This is a genomic window from Vibrio sp. 10N.222.49.A3 (genome assembly GCF_041475145.1).
GTDB classification, from domain to species: Bacteria; Pseudomonadota; Gammaproteobacteria; order Enterobacterales; family Vibrionaceae; genus Vibrio; species Vibrio tasmaniensis_A.
On the sequence record NZ_JBFRVM010000041.1, the window covers coordinates 1 to 20,944 of the forward strand.

The following is a 20,944-nucleotide window of genomic DNA, read 5'->3' on the forward strand; positions in this document are numbered from 1 at the left end:
TACTGAATACTGAATACTGCTTAGTTTTTTGATTTTTGCTGCTCTGTCTGCAACTTTGCTGCTCTGTCTGCAACTAACGGTAAAATAGATAAAAAGCCCGTGCGATCTCAGATCTCACGGGTTTTGTATCGTTTTATCTAAAACAAGTATTAGATCGAGTAGAAGAAATATAACTGGGACTTCATTCTAATGATGATCCCGCGTATTACGTCTAGGAACGCCATAAAGCTGATAGGCTTCTCACCGCTTACCCAAGCTAACCCTACAGAGCCGACTGGAATATCGTAACCTTCCGCCTCGTCAATTTTTAAGCGGACAAAGTGGTGCTTGTTCTGAAGGTTTCTACCTGTGGTGACACGAACTTGTTCATCAATACCTAACAGGCTAGCTTGTGCTTCACCCGTCGCTTCAACAATGCCTTCTACGGTTGCGGAGAATATCTTGCCTGGGTATACCGCCGTTGCAAACTCAGCAGGCTGGCCCACTTTTACGTTACGAATAGCTTGGTGATTCACTCGCATTAACACGTATTTTTCTTCAGTGTACATTTGGATACGAGGCATCATTGATACTCGTTGTCCTTCACGAAGAATGAAGTTAGTTACAAAGCCGTCAGTCGGTGCTGTTACTTTGGTGCTGTTCAAATCCCATTGAGCTTGAGCCAATGTTGCTTTTGCCGAATCTACCTCAGTTTGTTTCTTACTGACGTTGGTTTCTGCCTTGTGGATGTTTAACTTCGCGTTCTCAGCATCAACTTCTTTCTTACTCAGTTGAGATTCCAACGTGGTGACGTTATACGTTGCCAAGTCTACCTTTGCCGTTTGTTGGTCGATGTCAGTCTCAGTAATCGTATGTTCTACCACTTTGTTTTGCTTTTGGTAACGGTCAAGTGTTTTAGATTGCAGAACAAGATCTGTTTTTGCTGATTCTATCTGAGCGACAGAGGCTTTGATATCTTCAAGCGCTGACTGATAGCTTACTTTAGCGATGCTCACTTCTTGGCGAGCGGTATCTAAAGCAACGTTCGCCGATTCAAGTTGCACGCTAGCCTTATCTCTCGCAATAACATATTTGGTGTCATCAATTTCGTAAATGAGCTGACCTTCAATCACGTCTTGGTTCGGTCTAATGTGAACCTTGGTTGTTTTGCCTGACACATTGGTTGAATCTGGACGTAGCTGAATGTGTGGTGATTGAACGACTGAACCTCCAGAGAGATCCATCGGAGTGTAGTTAATGAGTCCAACCCAAACAAACAATAACCATGATGTACCACCTAGATAAGAAAATGCTTTGGTGCCCTTATTCCATGGCATACCAATAAGCCTAAGTAGATAGATGAACAGTGCCCACAGAGCTAAGCCTTCTAACATGTTTGGCTCTCCCCATCTTGATCATTTTTAACTTGTTGTTCTGTTGGTTCCGCAGGTGCTTTCCATGTGTCTCTCAGGTTTATGATGGCTTTTTCCATATCAACAAACGCTAAAATGACGGCAAGTACCCATACCCAGTGCCATATGAAGCCAATCCAAGTTAAAGCTGTGATTAAACCGAGCTGGTGATGCTCTTTACTGTGGGCTTTATTGATTGGTAATTCATGAACACGCCAAAAGCCGTAACATGCAGCTGCGATTGTTGCGACCAACACAACGCCAGCTACGACGTGTAATGCGGTGTCTGCGCCTGTTCCAACAAATGGGACACTTAGTAAACTCATTGATCAACCCTAAGTAAAATTTGAACGCGGAGTGTGATGGAAGTTGGATTTACAGGTTGTAAATTTACTAATTACTTCGATAATGGCAATTATATGATTTGATCTATGATCTCCTTTCTAAGGGTTAGCGACGAATGAACAATTGTAACTTCTTAAGAGCGTTAGGGATTTTGGGTATTTATCAACACGCTGTCACAAACCCTGTGGTTAATACGGAGCGTTTAGGTATTCCGAAGTCTGTATTTACTAACTCAATGAATCTTATTCCGGTCAATGAAGTCGATAAATGGTATGGGTTTCTTGAACAGCAAACTAATGATCCAGATATTATTCTGAAACTGTCTGACCGAGTGGATATTGAAAAATTAGGCCCGTTAACCAACTGGTTTTTTTCTGGACATGATCTTGCTTCTACGATCCGTCGAGTGAACATTGGCCTGCACTGTTTACAGTCTGGTGCGTTCTTATACGGTGCACAGGTAGGGACAATGATTAAATGGTGCTACGACAATCCTGCTTACTCAGAAACGGGTAAAGTGCATGACTCAATAAGAGTCGCGGTTTTCATTATGAAGATTTTACGTCGATATTTGGGTGATGACTTTAAACCCGTTGCGGTTTCAATAGCAGGTCGTCGAGAGAATGTTGACCTCTACCATGAATATTTCGGCTGTACGATTCAATGGGGACAGCCTCGCACAGAGGTTTGGATCCCGAGTGAATCGAGGTTATCCATCAATCAATCACTATCGAACAGTAAAGCAAATCTGGCGATGAACTTTCATGACTTGGATAACTATCTAAACATGCCAGATGCTGGTGATGAACATAAGGTCACCTATGAGATGATCAACTACAGTCGCCACTTTGGTTTACCAACCCTTCACAAGGTTTCCAGTTTATTAGGGCTCTCTGAGCAGCAGTTTCAACGTCGTTTGCATAAATCGGGCATCAATTTTTCTACCATTATGGGGTATGCGTTAAGCAACGTGGCGGTAGAGCTACTGATGTATTCAGTGCCAGTGGAAGAGGTCTCGAAGAGGTTAGGTTATACCAACGTCGCGAGCTTTAATCGGATGTTTAAGAAACATCGAGGTTTGACGCCTAAGCAGTATATTGAGCGTTTTGATAGTCAATACTGATCGTCATTAGTCTTCATCTAGCTTTTTAAAATGAGTGGATAGGTAAACGATTATCCAAGTGCTAAGGACAAAAGGCGCGGTCAGTGGTAGCAGTGACCGTTCATGAAAACCAAGTGTGATGAGACAGCTCAACAGCATGCCTAATAGGATTAACGGCCAAGGGATTCGCGGATAGAGCACCAGTGCTAGAGTGGCAAGAATGGCGTTGTACCCGTAAAGACCTTGGGCAACCAATTCGTTAGAAGCACCGATCATCTTACTAAAAATGGTGCTAATTATTACTGCTAGCACAACCCAAATGGCATGCTTTAGGTTGTTAAGTGCGATGGCGATTAAGATAACGAGCCCCGACAACGCATTTTCGATGAAGCTGACTTGGCTGATCCCTTTCAATAACGGGAGCACCGCTGTTGGTAAGCTGAACCACGAGCCTACCTCAAGACTGATTAGTGGCCTCAGTGCGGAGTCAGGTGCCGAAAACGCCGATAGCCCCAAGGTTGATTGGATAGCATAAATCAGCCAAGAGGTGAGGATAAAGGCACTTGTGTAACCGTGATACTTCTTAAAGCTAAACACGATCTTGGCGATGGGTACGGTTATCAGCGAGCCGAGGGCTACTACTATAATCAGCCACCCATTTACTTCAAAAAAATTCCCGATGAACAAAGCAATCAGTGCGCCATTTAACGCATACATGCCATTCTCAATATCATGAGACGGTTTATTGGTCAGTAAGGCAAATCCGTAGCTGCAACTGGCGCCAAACAAGGTAAGAAAAGCCAGCGCAAGTGACTCAATAGAAATGGCAAACAATAGCAGAAACGACGTCATGACCGACGGAGTGAAATAGACTTGCCCAATGCCATTGAGCAAGCCTTCAAATGGTAGAATATCCTTATTCGTTCTCATCGTCTGACTACATTCTTTTGCTATGTTGAATCTTTTGTAGCTCAGATTGTATGCAATTTTATTAAGTTGACCATCTTTGCGTATCAATTCTGATACCAGCGCTCACCATAGGCTTGTTGGTAATCTGGTGTTTCAATGATGCCTTCTTGCTCTGGAACGGTTTCTAATGGCCCAACGACCGTTCGATAAGGTAATACGCCAGCCCATACCGGGATATCCATATCAGCTTTATCATCATTCACACCATGTTTACCAATCTTCACGGATGCTTCTGTTAAAGGGATCGCCAATAGCTCGGTGGCGGTGAGCTCTTTCTCATTACTGAGCCTGACTTCGTCGGTTCTTCCCGGCGCGATTTGCTCAATGAAGATGTTCAATAAGCGATCTTTTTCTTGGTTGTCATCGATGACTGAAAATGACCCCAACACCACTGCAGAACGATAATGCGCACTGTGGTGAAATGCCGAACGAGCTAACACCCAACCATCGAACAAAGTGAACGTTAAACAGGTTGGCTCTCCTTTTTTTAAGCCTTTCAACAAGCGGCTGTTTTTAGCACCATGGATGTAGACCATATCATCCACTCGCCACGCAAGCATCGGGATAACCATTGGCCCTTGTTCGCCCTGCAATGCAATGTGTGCGATTAAGCTCTCATCTATGATTTGATGAAGTTTCTCTTGTTCAAATACGGCTTTGTGAGCCCCTTTTTTAATCGTGGTTCTTTTCGTGTTAGATAACATAATCGCTCCTTAATCATTGCCTTTTGATTAATGTAGCGATTAACTGGTCTCTTAAATAGAGCCACTTTTAAACACTATTTGGATCCAGTTATGCAGCCTATTGATATCGGTGACCTACAGTTAGACGAGCAACATGACACACGTCAAACCGCCTTGTTCCACGCGATCAGAGAGAAGATCGTTCAAGATTTATGGAGCAAGGGCAGTAAGTTACCTTCAACACGTAAGTTGGCTGTGGAATTGTCAGTAAGTCGAAATACGGTGATTTACGCGTATGAACAACTGGTTACTGAAGGCTATATCGAGAGTAAGCAAGGTTCAGGCTTTTACGTGTCAGTTGAACAACCAGAACACTTCTTAAGTTTGTCTCAGGCAAACAGTGTTCAGGGTACACAGGTTAAGCACGTAATAAGTAAGTCGAGTGCAAACATAGCGACACCTAACGACATTAACCGCAGCTTTGCCCCCGGAGTCCCTGACTTAGATGCGTTCCCTTTTGCGAAATGGCAGAGATTGCTGCAACGTCACTCTACACGTCAGAACATTGCGGGTAATCAAGAGGTTCAGGGAAGCTTGGCCTTGAGGGAAGCATTGAGCGGGTATCTTGCGAGTAGTCGCTCGGTTCACTGCAGTGCCGATAGAATCATCATCACCGCAGGTGCGCAGCAAGCCATCTCAATTGGTTTGATGGCGACGTTAGCGATGGGGGACAAAATCCTTGTGGAAGAGCCCGGCTATCGACAAGTGCATAAAATCATCGATCTGTTGAGGCTAGAGCTAGACGGTGTGAGTGTGCGTGAAAAGGTTGGATTAGATATTGAAAAAGTGCTGTCCAGTAACGGCAAGGCTCTGTATGTCACGCCGAGTAACCAATACCCAATGGGCACGACCTTAAATACCGAGCAACGACTTAAACTGATCGATTGGGCCAATCAACATCAGTCATGGATCATTGAGGATGATTACGACAGTGAGTTTCAGTTTGCTCATCGCCCTTATACCAGCATGCAAGGGTTAGCGGGAAAGTTAGGGTTCGATGATCGCATCATCTATGTCGGATCCCTGAGTAAGGTGATGTTCAATGGCTTGCGACTAGGTTATTTGGTGGTGCCAGAAAGTCTGGTGGCGAAGTGTCTTGAGATTAAAGATGCGCTCACTGGAGACACGGCCTCACATACACAAGAAGCGCTGGCGGACTTTGTACGTGAAGGCGATTTATTGCGCCATATTAGAAAGATGCGTCGTTCATACAAACTCAAGCATGAAGCGATGATAGAAGCGATTAAAAGTGAGTTTCATGGCGATCTTGAAGTGATCAGTCAGGCTGCAGGGCTACATGTGACAGTGAAGTGGTATCAAGGGATATCTGAACATGAGTGGAGCCGTAGAGCAGAGTTTGAAAATATCATCATTCGTCCTTTTGACTTTTATGAATATGGATCAAGTGATGCTCGTGATTGGAGTGGTGCAGTGCTGGGGTTTGGTAATATCCGACTGGCTGACATAAAGCCGAAGATCAAACAGATCGCTCGGCTTTTTTATCAGTAATATTGGTTGGGCTTGCTTACAATTTGTCGATTCATCATTAATCGAGTTATAGCTTGTCGACAGAAACGGTGGGTTTACTTTTACCTAGCCATTTACGCCAAGGGAGTGACAATGTCACAAAAATAGTGGCGGCATAGAGCATCGACCAGCTTAAACAGATAAACACCAAGGTACAGATGACCAGTGAGAGCATGGCGGTGTATCTAGATGCGCCAGTCAGTAATCGGCAGGCCGCTAACATTGCAAGCAGATAAACCAGAACGAAAATACCGTTGGCGAGTTTAAGAAAGAATTCGAGATCGAGATTAGACAGCTCGCCGATTACACACGAAATAAGCGCAATAAAGCCGATTGCTAAGGTTGGATAAAGTGGTACGCCACGGCTGTTGAGCTGCGCCATTTTATTGGTCGGAGTGTGTTGGCGAGCTTGAGCCCATATCATGCGAGACAAGCTTTGGGTGTAAAGGTTTAGGCTAGCAAAACAAGCAAAGAAGCCAAGTACACTGATGACGGTTTTAAAGCCATTACCAAACAGTTGTTCTGTTACCCACGGGATGGATGCAGCATCAAATTCAGGTGAACCATAAGCGCCTAGCTTGATAATAACCACCGAGCAAGCCCAGTACACTATGCCCGCAACGAAACACCCTGCAATGATTGCGATGGGAAAGTCACGCTGTGGATTTTTAAATTCTTCTCCCATGTGAGCAAAGGCTTCGATTCCTACAAAGCACCAAAACATCACCGCTAAGGCTGCGCCAATCGACCACATCGAATCGGACGTCATGGTCGGAACTGCGATGTCAGCTGCTGTGATGTCGGCTTTCCAAACAAAGGCGCTAACCAAGGCAAAAATCGACAAGGCGATCACCGTTTGTAAGCGGCCAGAAGACTTACTGCCCATCAAATTGACGGCAATAAGTAGGGCGACGGTAAAGGATTGAGCACCCAGTGGGGTGTCGAGAGGTGCGGGTAACAACTGTTGAGCAAAACCTCCAGCCAATGCAATCGCAGCCGGAATACCCACAGGAATAACACTCACAAACAACCAAGCCACGCTGGTTTCTAATCGCTCACTGAATGCCTGACGCACAAAATAGGCCGTGCCACCTGCATTGGGGTAGCGTTTTCCTAGTGCGGCAAAGGTTAGTGCAATCGGGCAAATAGCGATAAACAGGATTAACCACGCGAGTAGTGACAACTGCCCTGCAATGCCTGCTGCGATGGCAGGGATCATAAATAATCCAGTGCCTAGCAAGGTCGTCGAGAGTTGTCCGATTCCTGAAATAAGCGTGATTTCTTGTTTGAGTTGTGTCATTCGCTGTCCTTGCTATTGGCTTTGATATCGATTTTATGGTGCAGTCTTGTGAGGCTGAGATTGAAAGCATACATTGTCGACATCAATAATACAGCTAGCGAAACGTCTTAAGACACCGTCAATTTAACGGTATTAATTTGATTAAGCGTGAAAGTGTCGGCGGTCATAATGGCTGTTATAAGTAGGAAAGTTGTGTCAAATTAGGCGTTATAAATAGAACAATAAATGGAAAGAATCAGAAGCATGGATAAATTTGATCGCCAAATTTTAGATATTCTAAAAACTAACGCTCGATGCTCAGTGAGCGATATCGCCAGAGATGTCAGCCTGTCTCGCTCTGCAGTGAACGCCAGAATCAAGAAGCTGGAAAACGATAAGATCATTACAGGATCTAGTGCACAGGTGACCGAGCCTGATTTACCGAAGAACGTTGGCGCTTATATCTCTTTGAAGTTTGACATGTCGAGCAGTAACCATAATTGTGAGTCTTACGCTAAAAATATCTACGCTATTGATGGTGTGCAGTGGTGTCACTCTATCAGCGGTGAGACCGACATGATGCTTTATGTTGAAGTTGAAAGCATGGAGCGTTTGAACCAAATTCGCGACCAGCTGCAAGGCTATCCTGAACTTCGACATCTTATGACTCATACTGTCTTAACTGAATTCTTCAACAAGCAAACTTCGTCTTTTAATATGTCTTGAGTTAATACTGCTTACCTTCACCGTGTCGTCATTTGTCCGTACTTACTCAACTTATTGTTACTCACTCTATTTTTATTCGCTCTAAGGTTGCTGATGTTAGGTAATATCAATTTAAATTTACTGCGGTCGCTGCATGTGCTTCTTGAAGAGTGCCATGTCAGTCGAACAGCTCAGCGTCTGCACATCACGCAGTCGGCTGTGAGCCGTCAACTGGCTCAGCTTAGAGATCTATGTGGTGATCCTCTTCTGGTTCGCGATGGGAACAAACTGGTTCCAACCAACCGTGCTTTGTTGCTTAAAGGCAAGCTCGATGACTTGCTGGGCGAGTTTGACCACCTCTTAGATGACAAGCCATTTGATCCACAAGATTGGCAAGGTGAATTGGTGTTGGCTTCGAGTGATTATGTTGCTCAGTATATCTTGCCCATTATTGTGTCCGAGGTGTCGAAGGACGCGCCCCATATCAACTTGGCTTATCGTCTATGGCAGCCTAACTTCCTTGAAACGCTCAATGAATCAGGTATTCACTTGGCGTCGAGTATGTTCCCCAAAAAGCCGGATCATGTCTCAAGTATCAAGCTTGGAGAAGATAAGTCCGTGTGTTTGATGAGAGCCTCTCATCCGTTGGCTAAGCAATCAGCCATAAGCTCGGAAGACATCGTGAGTTACTCACATATCAAAGTCACGGGTGGGGGAGATAAAGACAGTTATTCGGATATTGCGTTAAAGAAACAGGGGCATAAACGCAGAATCGCGTTGCAGGTACCGTTCTTTTCATCGGCGGGAAACGTGTTAATGCAAGGCGACTATTTGATGATTGTGCCGGAGCATATTGCTTACAACTTGGGTCGACATCTCGATGTCGCTTACTTTTCGCTGCCGTTTGAGACAGAGATGCATACCTATTGGCTGATGTGGCATCCTAAGTATGACAACGACTCTGCCCATAAATGGGCGCGAGAGAAAGCGTTTAAAGCCATTCAAAAGTCGAGTTACAATATCAGTATGATTTCAAATCATACTGGTAATGATAATATTTGATTTAAAATAATACCTGCTGCGGCATATTGTAAGCGCTAAGTATTGAGTATTAATTGTAGAGTGTTCAGCTGGAACGCTTTGTTTTACTAGGAATGGAATGATGACAGTAACAATTTGGTTTTCTTTATTAGCGATTTGCTTGTTGGGTGCAATGTCTCCGGGCCCAAGCTTGGCGATGATCGCTAAGCACAGTTTGGCTGGTGGCCGTATGAACGGACTTATCGCAGCTTGGTCACACGCTGCGGGCATCGGTATTTACGCGTTCGCAACCATTGTCGGTTTAGCCGTTGTGCTTGAGCAATCACCAATGTTGTTCAAAGGGATCAGTTTAGCGGGTGCAGCGTATCTGCTCTATCTCGGTGTAAACGCGTTGCGTTCGAAAGGTGGTGTTGCCGCGAAATTGGAAGCGGGTGAACAGATGAGCTACATGCAGTCTGCTCGCGAAGCTTTCTTGATCTCAATCTTGAGCCCTAAGATCGCGCTGTTCTTTATCGCTCTATTTAGCCAATTTGTGGCGTTAGGTAATGAACTGAGCAATCAAGTGATTATTGTCTCAACGCCACTGATTGTTGATGGCCTTTGGTATACCTTTATTACTCTGGTGCTCTCTAGCCCATTGATCGTAGAGCGCATTCGAGCAAAAGCGCAGTTGATCGATCGATTGTCTGGCGTGGTTTTAATCCTGCTTGCTGTGCGTGTGGTGTGGACGATATAGCGATAGTCCATATACTGGAAAGAAACGATATCTATTAAAAAGGCTCACTAGACGTTATCTAGTGAGCCTTTTTGACCTCTATGGATTGGCTTCGACAGACTTGAGCTTGTTAGCCTTCCGAATTCAGTACCGCATCGAGTTTTTCCATGGAATCTGAAAAGTACGGGTTGTAGGTCAAACGCGCATGGTTTTTACCTTCTTCACGATATCCCCATGCTGAGTACCACACTTCACTTGTCGCGTTGCACTGTGCTTCAAAACCTTCCTCTTGACCATTGGAGCAGATCTTCTCGCTACCATTGATCCCGTAGTAAGGGTTGCTTGGCGAGAACAGTAAACCCATATGAGAACCGTTCGAAATACGTAGCTCTGGGAGCTTCATGCTGTATTGAACAGTGCGAGGATCATCCAGTGTGGTTTCTCCTTGCCAAACCAAGACATTGTTTGGGTTGGGCATGGATTCCGTAAATGCCTGCTGAACGAAGTGGGTATCAATGACACTGTCGCCTTCACTCATCATAATAAACACGGGCTTATCAAAGTGTTTGTCTTGCAGGCCCTCACGAACCACTTCTGAGGTTTGGTAGTAAACCGAAGCACCATTCATTGGCAGTGAGTTATAGCGAAGTACATTGTCTTCAGGATCTTGATCCGCCCAAGTGACAAAATAGCTTGCTAGCTCCGCATATTGAACTGCAGAAGAGCTTGGTTGAAACGCAGGAGAGAACAGCAGTAGCCCTGACACCTTAGGATCGTTCATCGCCTGTGAAGTCACGAGGTTTGCGCCTGTCGAATAACCGCCAAGCCACACAGAATCATACTCTTGCTCAAGTAACTTCGTATGATGAGCCACCACGCCCTGCCAATCTTCTAAGTTTGGCTGCATTAAGTCACCAACACGACTGCCGTGGCCCGGTAGTAATACCGTTCTCACTAGGTAGCCTTGTTCTGCTAAGTGCGTTGCGATGTCTTTAAACGAGTAGGGTGAATCACCTAACCCATGAACCAATAAAACTGCCTTACCGTTAGGTTTCGCAGGTTGATATTCGGTAGGTGAATTGAGTTGAATCTCTAGCTGCTTGTCTTTGGTCATGAATACACGGTTTTTCAATAACCAATCTTGAGTTTCATTGACGTAGGCATCAAAGCTGTCTTGCTGATATTCAGGCAAGTTTGGAGATGTTTCGTAAGCAGGTATCGATGTCTCGTTGGAACAACCAACGAGACTTAAAGTCGTTAAGGCGAGCAGCGTTAGAATGGTATTTCTATGCATTTTTTGATGTTGTCTCTGTTGTTCTTTTACTATGTCTGAAACTGAAGTTTAGATTACTTTCTGCTTGAAAGGTCTTCGTATTCACCTTCAATAACACCGGCATCACTGGTTGATGACTGACGCGTGTTCATGTGAGCTGCGAAACCCTGTTTTTTCATTTGATTCTGAATGCGCTTGCCAGTGATTAAAGCTGCAATAGCTAAAGGAATAGCAAGAATCAAGCTCGTGAATAACGCCAATAGGCCAGTAAACAACGCAACAATCGTAACTAATATATTTTTCATATTCATTCCTCTTTTCTCTATGTTGTTACTATATCGCTTCCATTCTGAACGAAACATGAACACCGTTAATAAATATCAGAGAGTCACTATGACACAGGTGTGTGTGGATTGAGAGTTTATATGTAGTCATAATCACGCACTAAAATTATGGAATAACAGTAAGTTCCATAAAATCAATAACTTAAAAGTTGGCACGCTTGATGCTCTATAGGGGTTGGAATAAGTCACTGTAAGCAAAGTACTTACAGCTAATAAAAAATTACTGGAGCCCCTTATATGTTCTGTATTCAATGTGAACAAACAATTCAAACCCCAACCGTAAAAGGCTGTTCTTTCGCACAAGGCATGTGTGGAAAAACCTCGGAAGTATCCGACCTTCAAGACGTGTTGGTGCATTCTCTTCAAGGCGTTTCTTTTTGGGCAAGCTTAGGTCGCGCTTGCGATGTTATTGATACAGAAGTTGATGAGTGGGCGCCAAAAGCGTTCTTCGCAACACTGACTAACGTTAACTTCGACCCTGCTCGTATTATCGAATTCGCACAACAGTCTCATGAATTCAAGCAGCGTTTAGAGCAAAAAGTTCGTGCAGCAGCAACATTGATTGGTTTTGAAATTCCAGAGCTTTCTGCAGCAGCACAGTTCGATCTTCCAACAGATTCTTCAGAGCTATTGGCACTTGCGCCTCAAGCTGCTGTAAACCGTGGTCACGATTCTCAACACGAAGATGTGATTGGTCTTCGTCTTCTTTGCCTATACGGCTTAAAAGGTGCGGCAGCCTACATGGAGCACGCTCGTGTTCTTGGTCAAACTGATGACGCTATTTTTGCTGAATACCATGAAATCATGGCGTTCCTAGGTACAGATCCATCCGATCTAAAACAGTTACTTGATACATCAATGCAGATTGGCTTGATGAACTACAAAGTAATGGAAATGCTAGACAAAGGCGAGACAGATACCTTTGGTCACCCTCAACCAACAACCGTGAACGTGAAAACTAAGAAAGGTCACTGTATTCTTGTTTCTGGTCACGACTTACATGATCTAGAAAAGATTCTTCAACAAACTGAAGGCAAGGGCATCAACGTTTACACTAACGGTGAGATGCTACCAGCACACGGTTACCCAGAGCTAAACAAGTACCCACACCTTGCGGGTAACTACGGCAGCGCTTGGCAGAACCAGCAAAAAGAATTCGCTAACTTCCCTGGCGCAATTGTAATGACGTCTAACTGCCTGCTTAACCCTGATGTAGGTTCTTACGCAGACCGTCTATTTACACGCAGCATCGTGGGCTGGCCGGGTGTTGATCACCTTGAAGGCGACGATTTCAGCGCAGTAATTGATTGTGCACTAGCGCAAGAAGGTTTCAAACACGACGAGATCGAGCAAATGATCACTGTCGGTTTTGGTCGTAACGCACTGATGGAAGCGGCACCTGCGGTTGTTGAGCAAGTAAAAGAAGGCAACATTAAACACTTCTTCCTAGTCGGTGGTTGTGACGGTGACAAATCTGAACGTAGCTACTACACAGACTTCACAGCTCAAGCGCCAGAAGATTCAGTAATCCTGACATTGGCATGTGGTAAATTCCGTTTCAACAAAAACCAATTCGGCGACATTAACGGTATCCCACGTCTGTTAGATGTTGGCCAATGTAACGATGCTTACTCTGCGATTCAGCTTGCTATCGCACTGTCTCAAGAGTTTGATTGTGGTATCAACGAACTTCCGTTAACGCTGGTTCTATCTTGGTTCGAGCAAAAAGCGATCGTTATCTTGCTTACTCTGTTCGCTCTAGGTGTGAAAGGTATCTACACAGGCCCTACAGCACCTGCGTTCCTAACTGAAAACCTACTTAAGATTATGCAAGACGAGTTCGATATGCGTTCTATTTCAACGCCAGAACAAGATCTTAAAACAATCTTAGCGGCTTAATTTAAGCCAACCTGAAGCCTCGTTGTTGTGACGTTTTTAATAAAACAAACAGCTCCGGGGCTTTTTAGATTTAAATCTTTAGTCATTTAATCATCAGTAAGGTGCGTGAACTATGTATGCATGGTCGGATAGCGATTCAATCAATTTAGTGTGTTTAAAGAAATGGCACGAGACGCCAGATACGGTCAGCTTTGAGCTTGGCAGTATTCCACAAGACTTACATTTCAATTTTAAGCCTGGGCAATTCATTACTCTGGGTTTAGATATGCCGACGAAAACCGATTATCGTGCCTATTCTGTGGCTTCTTGTCCTGAAGATAATCGCCTGAAGCTCACGGTGAAACGTGTGGAAGGTGGCTTGGTTTCGAACTTTATTGTTGATGAGCTTGATGAAGGTGATGAGGTTTCAGTATTGAAGCCTGCTGGCGCGTTTAACTGTATTGATTGCATGCCAACAGCAACGAAAAAAGTGACGCTAGTGAGTGCAGGTTGCGGTATTACACCTGTGATGGCGATGGCAAAATATTGGCTGGCTCAAGGCAGTGATATTGAGATCGACTTCGTCCACATGGCACGCAATAAGCGTGAGACCATTTACTTTCAAGAACTGCATCAATTAGATGAGGCGCACAACAACTTCAATCTTAAATTGCTGCTAAAAGACAGTGAAGGAACAGTCGCTCCTAAAGGTCGATTAGATAAGAATTGGTTAGTAAAACTAAGCCCAGATATTTTAGACCGAACTGTTTATCTGTGCGGCCCAGTTGGCTTTATGCAAAACATAGAAAGCTACCTGAAAGAACTAGAATTCAACATGGAAAATTTCTATCAAGAAAGTTTCACGCCAGCGAACCCAAACACGGATTCATTGGTCAATAGCAACACAGCTTCAGAAGAGTCACAAGCGGAAGCGTCTGCAGATTCAAATGGTGCCGTTAAGGTGTTTGTTCCTGCATTTGGCGCAGAAGTAGAAGCGGAAGCGGGTACACCATTGGCTGATTCATTAGAGAAAGCTGGTGTTCCGATTATTATTGCCTGTCGCAGTGGGATTTGTGGTTCTTGCAAGTGCAAAGTAACCAAAGGTTCAGTGGAATCAAGCAGCCAAGAGACTTTGACGCCAGAACAGATTGAGCAAGGTTATGTCCTTGCGTGTTCGAGTACGATTCAGTCAGACGTTGAGGTTGAGCTGTAACAGATGTGAAGTCGAGCTTTGTTAGAGCGAGGAAGACAAAGTTGGCGTAATAGAGACCAAAATTAAAGTAACAGATGTAAAAAGGCCACTTAGATCAGATAGAGAGAGCAGATCTAAGTGGCAACCTTCCTGTTTATACGGGGGAGTAAAACAAGAAGGGTTGCGAAGCCCATAATAGACTTCGCAGATATAATTATTATGTTGTGGAGCCGTTTGCGCTGAGTTAGTTACAAGATCGAAGTCGTTTAAACTTCAGGGTATGTCTTGTAACGAACACCCATCATCTGTTCCATACAGTGAACAACTTGGCAGCTGTAGCCAAACTCGTTGTCGTACCAAATGTAAAGAACAGCGCGGTTGTCTTGCGCGATAGTTGCAACACCGTCAACCACACCTGGGTGGCGAGAACCAACCAAATCGGTAGATACAATCTCGGTTGAGTCGGTGTAATCAATCTGTGCAGATAAAGTTGAAGATAGCGCCATTTCACGCAGGTATTCGTTCAACTCTTCTTTGTTTGTGCCTTTCTCAAGGTTTAGGTTTGCTACTGCCATTGAAACGTTTGGCGTAGGTACGCGAATCGCATTACCTGTTAGCTTACCTTCCATTTCTGGCATCGCTTTTGATACCGCTTTAGCAGCACCAGTCGATGTCAGTACCATATTCAATGAAGCAGCACGACCACGACGATCACCTGAGTGGAAGTTATCGATTAGGTTTTGGTCATTGGTAAATGAGTGAACCGTTTCGATGTGACCTGATAGGACACCAAACTTGTCGTGAACCGCTTTTAATACTGGCGTAATCGCGTTGGTTGTACAGCTTGCAGCAGAGATGATCGTGTCTTCTGGTTGAATGTCATTTTGGTTTACACCAAATACAACGTTCTTGATTTCACCTTTGCCTGGCGCAGTCAGTAGAACCTTCTTTGCGCCATTACACGCAACGTGTTGGCTTAGGCCTTCAGCGTCACGCCACACACCGGTGTTATCAACCACAAGTGCATTCTCGATACCGTAAGATGTGTAATCCACTTCTGCTGGCTTGTTTGCGTAGATAACTTGGATGAAGTTACCGTTAACGATGATCGCTTTACGTTCTTGGTCTACAACAATGCTGCCGTTGAATTGGCCATGAACAGAGTCACGACGTAGCAAGCTTGCACGTTTTTCTAAGTCACCATCTTTGCCGCCACGAACAACAATTGCACGTAAACGCAGTGGGTAACCTGGGCCACTTTTCTCGATCAATAGACGAGTAAGCAATCGGCCAATACGACCAAAACCGTACAATACAACATCGCGAGGTTCTGTCATCGCCTCGCCTTCAAGCGATTCTAAAAGTGCAGTTTGTAGGAAATCATCCAACCCGTGTGTGTCTTCGCGATCTTGCCAGAATGTATGAGCAAGGCGACCAACATCGATACGACATGGAGACAAGTCCATAGAGAGAAGGTGTTGAATGATGGGTTGAGTCTGTTCTGCGGTAAGCGGAGAACCTGTGTAACGTTTTGCGATGCGGTGAGCTTTGATGATGTCGATAGTTGTTGCGTTAACCAGTGTTTTACCGAAGAGGATAACTTCAACGCCTTTTTGGCGGTACAACTGACCTAAAGTAGGAGCGATTGATTCAGCAATAGTTTGACTAGTTTGCCAGTCTAGGAGGTGCTTTTCGGGACTCATCTTTACTCGGGACCTTTCACGTTAATGTCTGCAATCATAGCGAATGTAGGGTAGCCATGAGTGCATGGGGGAGTTGAGCTATCTAAGCTTTGGTGGTCTTTAACGCCACTTAAATTTGCTTGATATGCCTTGTGTGTAATTTGTAATTTTTATGTGGCAGGATTGTAAGGTACGACGAGTTATTCTGCTAGGAAAAATAAACATAGATTAATTATCTGAAAATTGGCTTTTAATTGGTCATAAATTAAGGTTTTAGTGTCAAGAAAGGCTATTGACTTTAACAGTCTGTAGCACTTAATTTTCGCCAAAAAATACTCAGATCAAAACATGATGTGTAATAAAGGGAATTGCGATCATTGAAGATGTGATCATTAGCACTAGTTACACTTAAAAAGTAAACGACAGATAAGGTATTCAGCGAGTTTTCTTGTTCGACCTTTGAATAAGCTGAGTTTGAGTACAGAAAGTTCGTGACGCAAACGATTAGATCTCACAAATTTGACTTAACTTTGGTGTTTATTGGTTTCTAGAGCAGTGACTTGCGGTCATCTAGAGGCATAACCTTATCCTTTCACTTGTTTAAAACAGACCTTCCTCTTTAAATCCTGTATGTGGATAACGACTGACGTGAATTCCCTATGATTAGCTCATAATGTCATTTGTTCATATTCAATTTGATCAATAACTCTTGTTAATGTCCTATTCTTATATTGGGCTAGGTAAAAATACTATCGGGAAAGGAGTCGTTATAAAAATGATAAATATGTCAATTAGATGGCGTCTTATTTTTCTTTCAACAGTTTCTGTATTCATCATGTTTGGGTTTACAGTCAATGAAGTGCTCAAGAACGATAAGAAGATGAATCACCTTGAAGCAACGCGAATTAAGGTGGAAGCACTTCAATCTTTTAATGCTGTTTCAAGTGGTGCTTATCAATGGTTAGTGCTGTCTAAAGACTCCCCAGAGAAAGGTCCATTGTTTTTAAAGCTGCAAGCGGAAGTGGATAGGCTTGCTCATTACGAAATACAACTTCAACAGTTCGACAACAGTTGGACTGTCGAGCCGCAGTTGATTGAGTTAAAGAGTGTGTTAAAGAAGCTCGCGCGGGTAACCACTAGTACTGACAGCGACGCATCACAGATTACTGTCAGCAACGCACAGCAAACAGAACGAGCCTTTGACCTGTTAAAAGGCGTGTTAATGGAGCTGTCTGAATATCGTGCCAATATAGTGGACGAAAAGATCAGCCAAACAGATGCGATGTTTATCAATCTTACTCACTACGTGTTCTGGACTCAGCGAGAAGCGTGGCTGAGTTACCGCTTGTATCGTTCTCCAGAGCTGATCGATCAATATTTATTGAGCTATGTTGGTGCTTTAGACAGGCAACAACAGCTGTTAGGTACGTTTTTACGATCAGACAGCCACTCGCTGGAAATTAGCAAACTGTTAAACATGTTCTCCCAAGATGAATTTCAAGACCGATTTACTTCTCGGCTTCTCAAAGGTGACTTCTCGGCACCTGAAATATATGAACATGTGGAAAGTTTAGAGCGAAAGAAATTGGCGATCTCAAAGGCGGTTGGTGCTTATACCGATCAATTAAAGTTTGATTTGACAAAAAATATAGCGCTACAGAAAAGGCAAACGGCGGTTATGACATTGCTTATCCTTGTTGTTTCAGGTGCTTTGTTATGGCTTGGTGTCGCGACATCTTTGCGCTTAAATAGAAACTTATCGATTATCTTGAAAGGGGTGTCTGAATGCGCGGATAGTTACGGCAAGCCTAAGGTGATTCATATTCAAGGTAACGATGAACTTGCCGAGTTTACTGAAACCCTCAATCGAGTGATGGAACGTAACTATCATCACAACAAAGAGCTGATAATAGCAAAAGAAGATGCAATTTCGGCTAACAAGGCCAAGAGTGCATTTTTAGCGAACATGTCCCATGAAATACGTACGCCGCTTAACGGAATTATCGGTATGGCGGAAATTTTATCTCAGAGCCAACTGAGCGCTAACCAACAAGAGGTACTTGAGGATATAGAGTCGTCTTCACATTCGTTGTTGGTGTTACTCAATGACATTCTCGATCTTTCTAAGATAGAGTCGGGTAACTTAATGTTGTCGCCGCATAATGCCGATTTGCGAGAAGCGGTTTACGACTCTGTGAGCGTAATTTTGTCGAAAGCGATCAGTAAAGACATTGAACTCGATATCAACATTGATGCTCAAACCCCAACACAGCTGTTTTTCGATGAGTACCGTGTTCGACAAGTGCTAACCAATTTGCTGTCTAATGCTATTAAATTTACCTCAAAAGGCACGATTACAACGGATATTGCTTATACACCGATGTCTTTGGGGCGAGGTAAGCTTGAATGCAGTGTGTCTGATAGCGGGATTGGGATTGAGCCAGAGAAGCTAGAGTCCATTTTTGAACCTTTCACTCAAGAAGATGGCAGTATTACTCGCCAATTCGGCGGTACAGGGCTAGGGCTTGCGATTTGTCGGCAGCTTGTTGACTTGATGGGCGGCTATATTACCGCACGCTCAGTGAAAGGAGGAGGCTCTACATTCACCTTTTGTTTGTACGTAGACACGGTCGAGGCTCACGCTCAAACGTTCGATAACCTAAGCCGTGCGACAATTATTTCGAATTCTTTCAATTACCTCGATCAATTGGTCAAAGAGTGCGAGCGCTTAAATGTTCGACCTAATGTTGTGTCATCCATTTCGGATCTTGGTGAGAGCCTGAAAGAAAGTGACTTGGTACTTTATTGTCACACGCTGCATCACTCTATGAGGAAAGATCTTGAGGCGTTAAAGGCGTTGTATCCGCTGACTCGCGTTATTGTGTGCCAGCATCACCTATTTAAAACCAATCTAATCACAGAAACGGTTCACTCGACCCATACATTACCATTTTTGGGTAGACGCTTCTTAAACAGCCTACGATCGCTTGATGCCGGTGAAGTACAATCACCGACGGTGGAAGTAAAAGATGAAGAAGTTCGTTCTCTGAATCGACGTATTCTGATTGTTGAAGACAACCTGATGAATCAGAAGATAGCGAGCTTCTTCCTTGAGCAAGCGGGCTATGAATATTTGATTGCCAGCAATGGCCAAGAGGCGGTCGATGTCATCACCCAGGGCGCTCAGTTTGATGCCATTCTAATGGACTGCATGATGCCAGTTATGGATGGTATAACGGCGACTCGTGTGATTCGAGAGTGGGAGACAGATCAACAAACCCCACCACTCCCCATTATTGCTTTAACCGCTAGTGTCTTAGAAGAGGACATCAAAAATTGCTTTGAAGCAGGTATGAACGCCTACTTGCCGAAACCTTATAAATCCCACCAACTGTATGATCTTTTCAGTAGCCTTGATATTGTCTAATGGTTCCAGTATCAAGGCTAGCGCTGTGTGATTTAGCGTACTTCTTGCCCAAGGCTGTATTGTGCAACACAGCGGCCTACGTAGCTGATTTTTAGTAACCCGGCCACTAATATGGTGCTGATGTGTGCGAAAATTTGAATGGGTAGTGAGAAGTAATCGGCCATCGGATAAGCAACAATAATACTGAGTAGCATTAGCAAGGCGGTGATAGCTAAACTGAAATTTGAAACAGAAAGTAGAGTTTGAAAGCGTTGAGTCATCGTCTTCATATTGAATTCCTAATTGCTATTAATAATTATGATACTTGTTATCAATAGCAATTAGCGTTCCAGTTATATTTTTAGTGTTAAATCAATAGTTTAATTTTTCGTAATTCTATTTGTGAGTCACAGTGACTCTATTGCTTTTCGTGTCTTTATGACCGTTTCGTGTGCTTACCACTGTCTGAATCCACAAGTATCGATGTGGAATCGAACACCAGAATACAAACCCAGTCCAACGTTATTCTTTTGCCCAAATTCTGCATGAATCTTTTTAAGCTTCACGTGTAGGTTTTCGCGAGTAATATCATTAGCAGGCACTAAGTCTAAAGCGCAGAACTCTAAGTGTTTACTTCGCAGTGCGCCACCCGCTTGCTTATTGTAGATATCGGTTCTTTCTCCAGACACAGGAATAACAACGCCAATCTCAGGCTCAATATATTGTTGAATGTACTTAAGGGTATTAATCATTTTTGGTACATGCTTTTTATTGGGTAGGGTAAACAGAGTGGTGTTGCTCATTGCCCAGTCGGTGCCTTGCAACAAGACTAAGTGCAGAGGCATGCTTTGGGTGATGCCGTTATCTTTGAGTTGCTGTCCGATCGCCTTGACTTGATCTTGGGCGTGGTTAAGGAGCATCCAACCTCGAAATGCTGATCTCGTGGGAACTTTGTAGCCATGAACATCGACCACGAGGTCGTCATAAGTGATTTCGGTTTCTTCGGTATAAAGTTTCTCAAATTTTTCAGGGTAAGGTTGCGTTGTTGATAGTGCCAAGGTAATCAGAATACTTCCGTACATAAAGTCTCTCCATCGCTTAGGTTCGCCTAGTTATTAACGTTCACCTAGTTACTTACGTACACTAAGGATATTACGTTCGATTAAGTATAGACGCCGGAATTTAGGCACAAAAAAAACCACTACAAAGAGTGGGTTATGAGGGCGTGTTGACCTTTCGAGCTGGTTTTTGCAGCGAGTTGCTGGGTATTTATACAAGACAAAGGCGTCGATGTGTAGCTAGCCTACATGAGAAGCCGATAACGCAGTAGAAATGACCAGCAAACGCTGCCC

18 protein-coding genes are annotated in these 20,944 nt (G+C 43.9%); 8 read left to right on the plus strand and 10 right to left on the minus strand.

Annotated features, from left to right (window positions below):
• Positions 1-149: 149 nt before the first annotated feature.
• Both AB4589_RS08590 and AB4589_RS08595 read right to left on the minus strand, forming a co-directional pair.
• On the minus strand, positions 150-1,373 hold the full coding sequence (locus AB4589_RS08590; RefSeq protein WP_017100960.1) for an HlyD family secretion protein: 1,224 nt from the start codon (positions 1,371-1,373) through the stop codon (positions 150-152).
• The gene (locus tag AB4589_RS08595; RefSeq protein ID WP_012600300.1) at positions 1,367-1,717 is read right to left on the minus strand and encodes a hypothetical protein; all 351 of its coding nucleotides are present in this window, start codon (positions 1,715-1,717) and stop codon (positions 1,367-1,369) included. The genes AB4589_RS08590 and AB4589_RS08595 overlap by 7 nt, the downstream gene beginning before the upstream one ends.
• A 134-nt stretch (positions 1,718-1,851) precedes the next feature.
• Between AB4589_RS08595 and AB4589_RS08600 the strand changes: the two genes are divergently transcribed.
• A complete protein-coding gene (locus tag AB4589_RS08600; protein ID WP_017097042.1) occupies positions 1,852-2,859 on the plus strand; it encodes an AraC family transcriptional regulator in 1,008 nt (335 codons plus the stop codon).
• A 6-nt stretch (positions 2,860-2,865) separates the two neighbouring features.
• On the opposite strand, the gene AB4589_RS08605 is transcribed toward AB4589_RS08600, so the two are convergent.
• Positions 2,866-3,768: an urea transporter gene (locus AB4589_RS08605; RefSeq protein WP_135383679.1), complete on the minus strand. Its 903-nt coding sequence runs from the start codon at positions 3,766-3,768 to the stop codon at positions 2,866-2,868.
• Between the two features lie 83 nt (positions 3,769-3,851).
• Complete coding sequence (locus tag AB4589_RS08610; RefSeq protein ID WP_102394154.1) at positions 3,852-4,511, minus strand: pyridoxamine 5'-phosphate oxidase family protein; 660 nt, start codon at positions 4,509-4,511, stop codon at positions 3,852-3,854.
• 90 nt (positions 4,512-4,601) lie between these two features.
• Here AB4589_RS08610 and AB4589_RS08615 point away from each other — a divergent pair, with 90 nt between their 5' ends.
• Complete coding sequence (locus AB4589_RS08615) at positions 4,602-6,059, plus strand: PLP-dependent aminotransferase family protein (RefSeq protein WP_371709545.1); 1,458 nt, start codon at positions 4,602-4,604, stop codon at positions 6,057-6,059.
• 46 nt (positions 6,060-6,105) lie between these two features.
• Here the strand turns inward: AB4589_RS08615 and yjeH are convergent, their stop codons facing one another.
• On the minus strand, positions 6,106-7,377 hold the full coding sequence (yjeH, locus tag AB4589_RS08620) for an L-methionine/branched-chain amino acid transporter (RefSeq protein WP_371709544.1): 1,272 nt from the start codon (positions 7,375-7,377) through the stop codon (positions 6,106-6,108).
• A gap of 243 nt (positions 7,378-7,620) precedes the next feature.
• Here yjeH and AB4589_RS08625 point away from each other — a divergent pair, with 243 nt between their 5' ends.
• From AB4589_RS08625 to AB4589_RS08635, 3 genes are all read left to right on the plus strand, one after another.
• Positions 7,621-8,082, plus strand: a complete 462-nt coding sequence (locus AB4589_RS08625; protein ID WP_371709543.1) for an Lrp/AsnC family transcriptional regulator — start codon at positions 7,621-7,623, stop codon at positions 8,080-8,082.
• Positions 8,083-8,175: 93 nt separating this feature from the next.
• Positions 8,176-9,123 carry a LysR family transcriptional regulator gene (locus AB4589_RS08630; RefSeq protein WP_372100150.1) on the plus strand — a complete coding sequence of 316 codons (948 nt, stop codon included), beginning with the start codon at positions 8,176-8,178 and terminating at the stop codon, positions 9,121-9,123.
• Between the two features lie 100 nt (positions 9,124-9,223).
• The gene (locus AB4589_RS08635) at positions 9,224-9,838 is read left to right on the plus strand and encodes a LysE family translocator (protein ID WP_009845685.1); all 615 of its coding nucleotides are present in this window, start codon (positions 9,224-9,226) and stop codon (positions 9,836-9,838) included.
• A gap of 109 nt (positions 9,839-9,947) precedes the next feature.
• Here AB4589_RS08635 and AB4589_RS08640 read toward each other — a convergent pair whose 3' ends face one another.
• A complete protein-coding gene (locus AB4589_RS08640) occupies positions 9,948-11,111 on the minus strand; it encodes an alpha/beta hydrolase (RefSeq protein WP_372100152.1) in 1,164 nt (387 codons plus the stop codon).
• Positions 11,112-11,164: 53 nt separating this feature from the next.
• Positions 11,165-11,395: a hypothetical protein gene (locus AB4589_RS08645; protein ID WP_009845683.1), complete on the minus strand. Its 231-nt coding sequence runs from the start codon at positions 11,393-11,395 to the stop codon at positions 11,165-11,167.
• A 276-nt stretch (positions 11,396-11,671) separates the two neighbouring features.
• Between AB4589_RS08645 and hcp the strand changes: the two genes are divergently transcribed.
• Both hcp and AB4589_RS08655 read left to right on the plus strand, forming a co-directional pair.
• Complete coding sequence (gene hcp / locus AB4589_RS08650) at positions 11,672-13,333, plus strand: hydroxylamine reductase (protein ID WP_012600311.1); 1,662 nt, start codon at positions 11,672-11,674, stop codon at positions 13,331-13,333.
• 112 nt (positions 13,334-13,445) lie between these two features.
• Positions 13,446-14,525, plus strand: a complete 1,080-nt coding sequence (locus AB4589_RS08655) for a 2Fe-2S iron-sulfur cluster-binding protein (RefSeq protein WP_372100154.1) — start codon at positions 13,446-13,448, stop codon at positions 14,523-14,525.
• A gap of 245 nt (positions 14,526-14,770) precedes the next feature.
• On the opposite strand, the gene AB4589_RS08660 is transcribed toward AB4589_RS08655, so the two are convergent.
• A complete protein-coding gene (locus AB4589_RS08660) occupies positions 14,771-16,207 on the minus strand; it encodes a glyceraldehyde-3-phosphate dehydrogenase (protein WP_009845680.1) in 1,437 nt (478 codons plus the stop codon).
• 814 nt (positions 16,208-17,021) lie between these two features.
• Here AB4589_RS08660 and AB4589_RS08665 point away from each other — a divergent pair.
• Complete coding sequence (locus tag AB4589_RS08665; protein WP_372100156.1) at positions 17,022-19,613, plus strand: ATP-binding protein; 2,592 nt, start codon at positions 17,022-17,024, stop codon at positions 19,611-19,613.
• Between the two features lie 32 nt (positions 19,614-19,645).
• Here AB4589_RS08665 and AB4589_RS08670 read toward each other — a convergent pair whose 3' ends face one another.
• Together AB4589_RS08670 and AB4589_RS08675 are read right to left on the minus strand one after the other, a co-directional pair.
• A complete protein-coding gene (locus tag AB4589_RS08670; RefSeq protein ID WP_009845678.1) occupies positions 19,646-19,882 on the minus strand; it encodes a hypothetical protein in 237 nt (78 codons plus the stop codon).
• A gap of 165 nt (positions 19,883-20,047) precedes the next feature.
• Positions 20,048-20,674, minus strand: a complete 627-nt coding sequence (locus AB4589_RS08675) for a D-Ala-D-Ala carboxypeptidase family metallohydrolase (protein ID WP_009845677.1) — start codon at positions 20,672-20,674, stop codon at positions 20,048-20,050.
• Between the last annotated feature and the right edge of the window lie 270 nt (positions 20,675-20,944).

Bases quoted from the DNA above. Each gene is read 5' to 3' on its own strand.
- AB4589_RS08615 (WP_371709545.1), top strand. From the start codon at position 4,602: ATGCAGCCTATTGATATCGGTGACCTACAGTTAGACGAGCAACATGAC.
- hcp (WP_012600311.1), top strand. From the start codon at position 11,672: ATGTTCTGTATTCAATGTGAACAAACAATTCAAACCCCAACCGTAAAA.
- AB4589_RS08605 (WP_135383679.1), bottom strand. From the start codon at position 3,768: ATGAGAACGAATAAGGATATTCTACCATTTGAAGGCTTGCTCAATGGC.
- AB4589_RS08625 (WP_371709543.1), top strand. From the start codon at position 7,621: ATGGATAAATTTGATCGCCAAATTTTAGATATTCTAAAAACTAACGCT.
- AB4589_RS08610 (WP_102394154.1), bottom strand. From the start codon at position 4,511: ATGTTATCTAACACGAAAAGAACCACGATTAAAAAAGGGGCTCACAAA.
- AB4589_RS08670 (WP_009845678.1), bottom strand. From the start codon at position 19,882: ATGAAGACGATGACTCAACGCTTTCAAACTCTACTTTCTGTTTCAAAT.
- AB4589_RS08665 (WP_372100156.1), top strand. From the start codon at position 17,022: ATGTTTGGGTTTACAGTCAATGAAGTGCTCAAGAACGATAAGAAGATG.
- AB4589_RS08660 (WP_009845680.1), bottom strand. From the start codon at position 16,207: ATGAGTCCCGAAAAGCACCTCCTAGACTGGCAAACTAGTCAAACTATT.
- AB4589_RS08645 (WP_009845683.1), bottom strand. From the start codon at position 11,395: ATGAAAAATATATTAGTTACGATTGTTGCGTTGTTTACTGGCCTATTG.
- AB4589_RS08635 (WP_009845685.1), top strand. From the start codon at position 9,224: ATGACAGTAACAATTTGGTTTTCTTTATTAGCGATTTGCTTGTTGGGT.
- yjeH (WP_371709544.1), bottom strand. From the start codon at position 7,377: ATGACACAACTCAAACAAGAAATCACGCTTATTTCAGGAATCGGACAA.
- AB4589_RS08595 (WP_012600300.1), bottom strand. From the start codon at position 1,717: ATGAGTTTACTAAGTGTCCCATTTGTTGGAACAGGCGCAGACACCGCA.
- AB4589_RS08675 (WP_009845677.1), bottom strand. From the start codon at position 20,674: ATGTACGGAAGTATTCTGATTACCTTGGCACTATCAACAACGCAACCT.
- AB4589_RS08640 (WP_372100152.1), bottom strand. From the start codon at position 11,111: ATGCATAGAAATACCATTCTAACGCTGCTCGCCTTAACGACTTTAAGT.
- AB4589_RS08600 (WP_017097042.1), top strand. From the start codon at position 1,852: ATGAACAATTGTAACTTCTTAAGAGCGTTAGGGATTTTGGGTATTTAT.
- AB4589_RS08630 (WP_372100150.1), top strand. From the start codon at position 8,176: ATGTTAGGTAATATCAATTTAAATTTACTGCGGTCGCTGCATGTGCTT.
- AB4589_RS08590 (WP_017100960.1), bottom strand. From the start codon at position 1,373: ATGTTAGAAGGCTTAGCTCTGTGGGCACTGTTCATCTATCTACTTAGG.
- AB4589_RS08655 (WP_372100154.1), top strand. From the start codon at position 13,446: ATGTATGCATGGTCGGATAGCGATTCAATCAATTTAGTGTGTTTAAAG.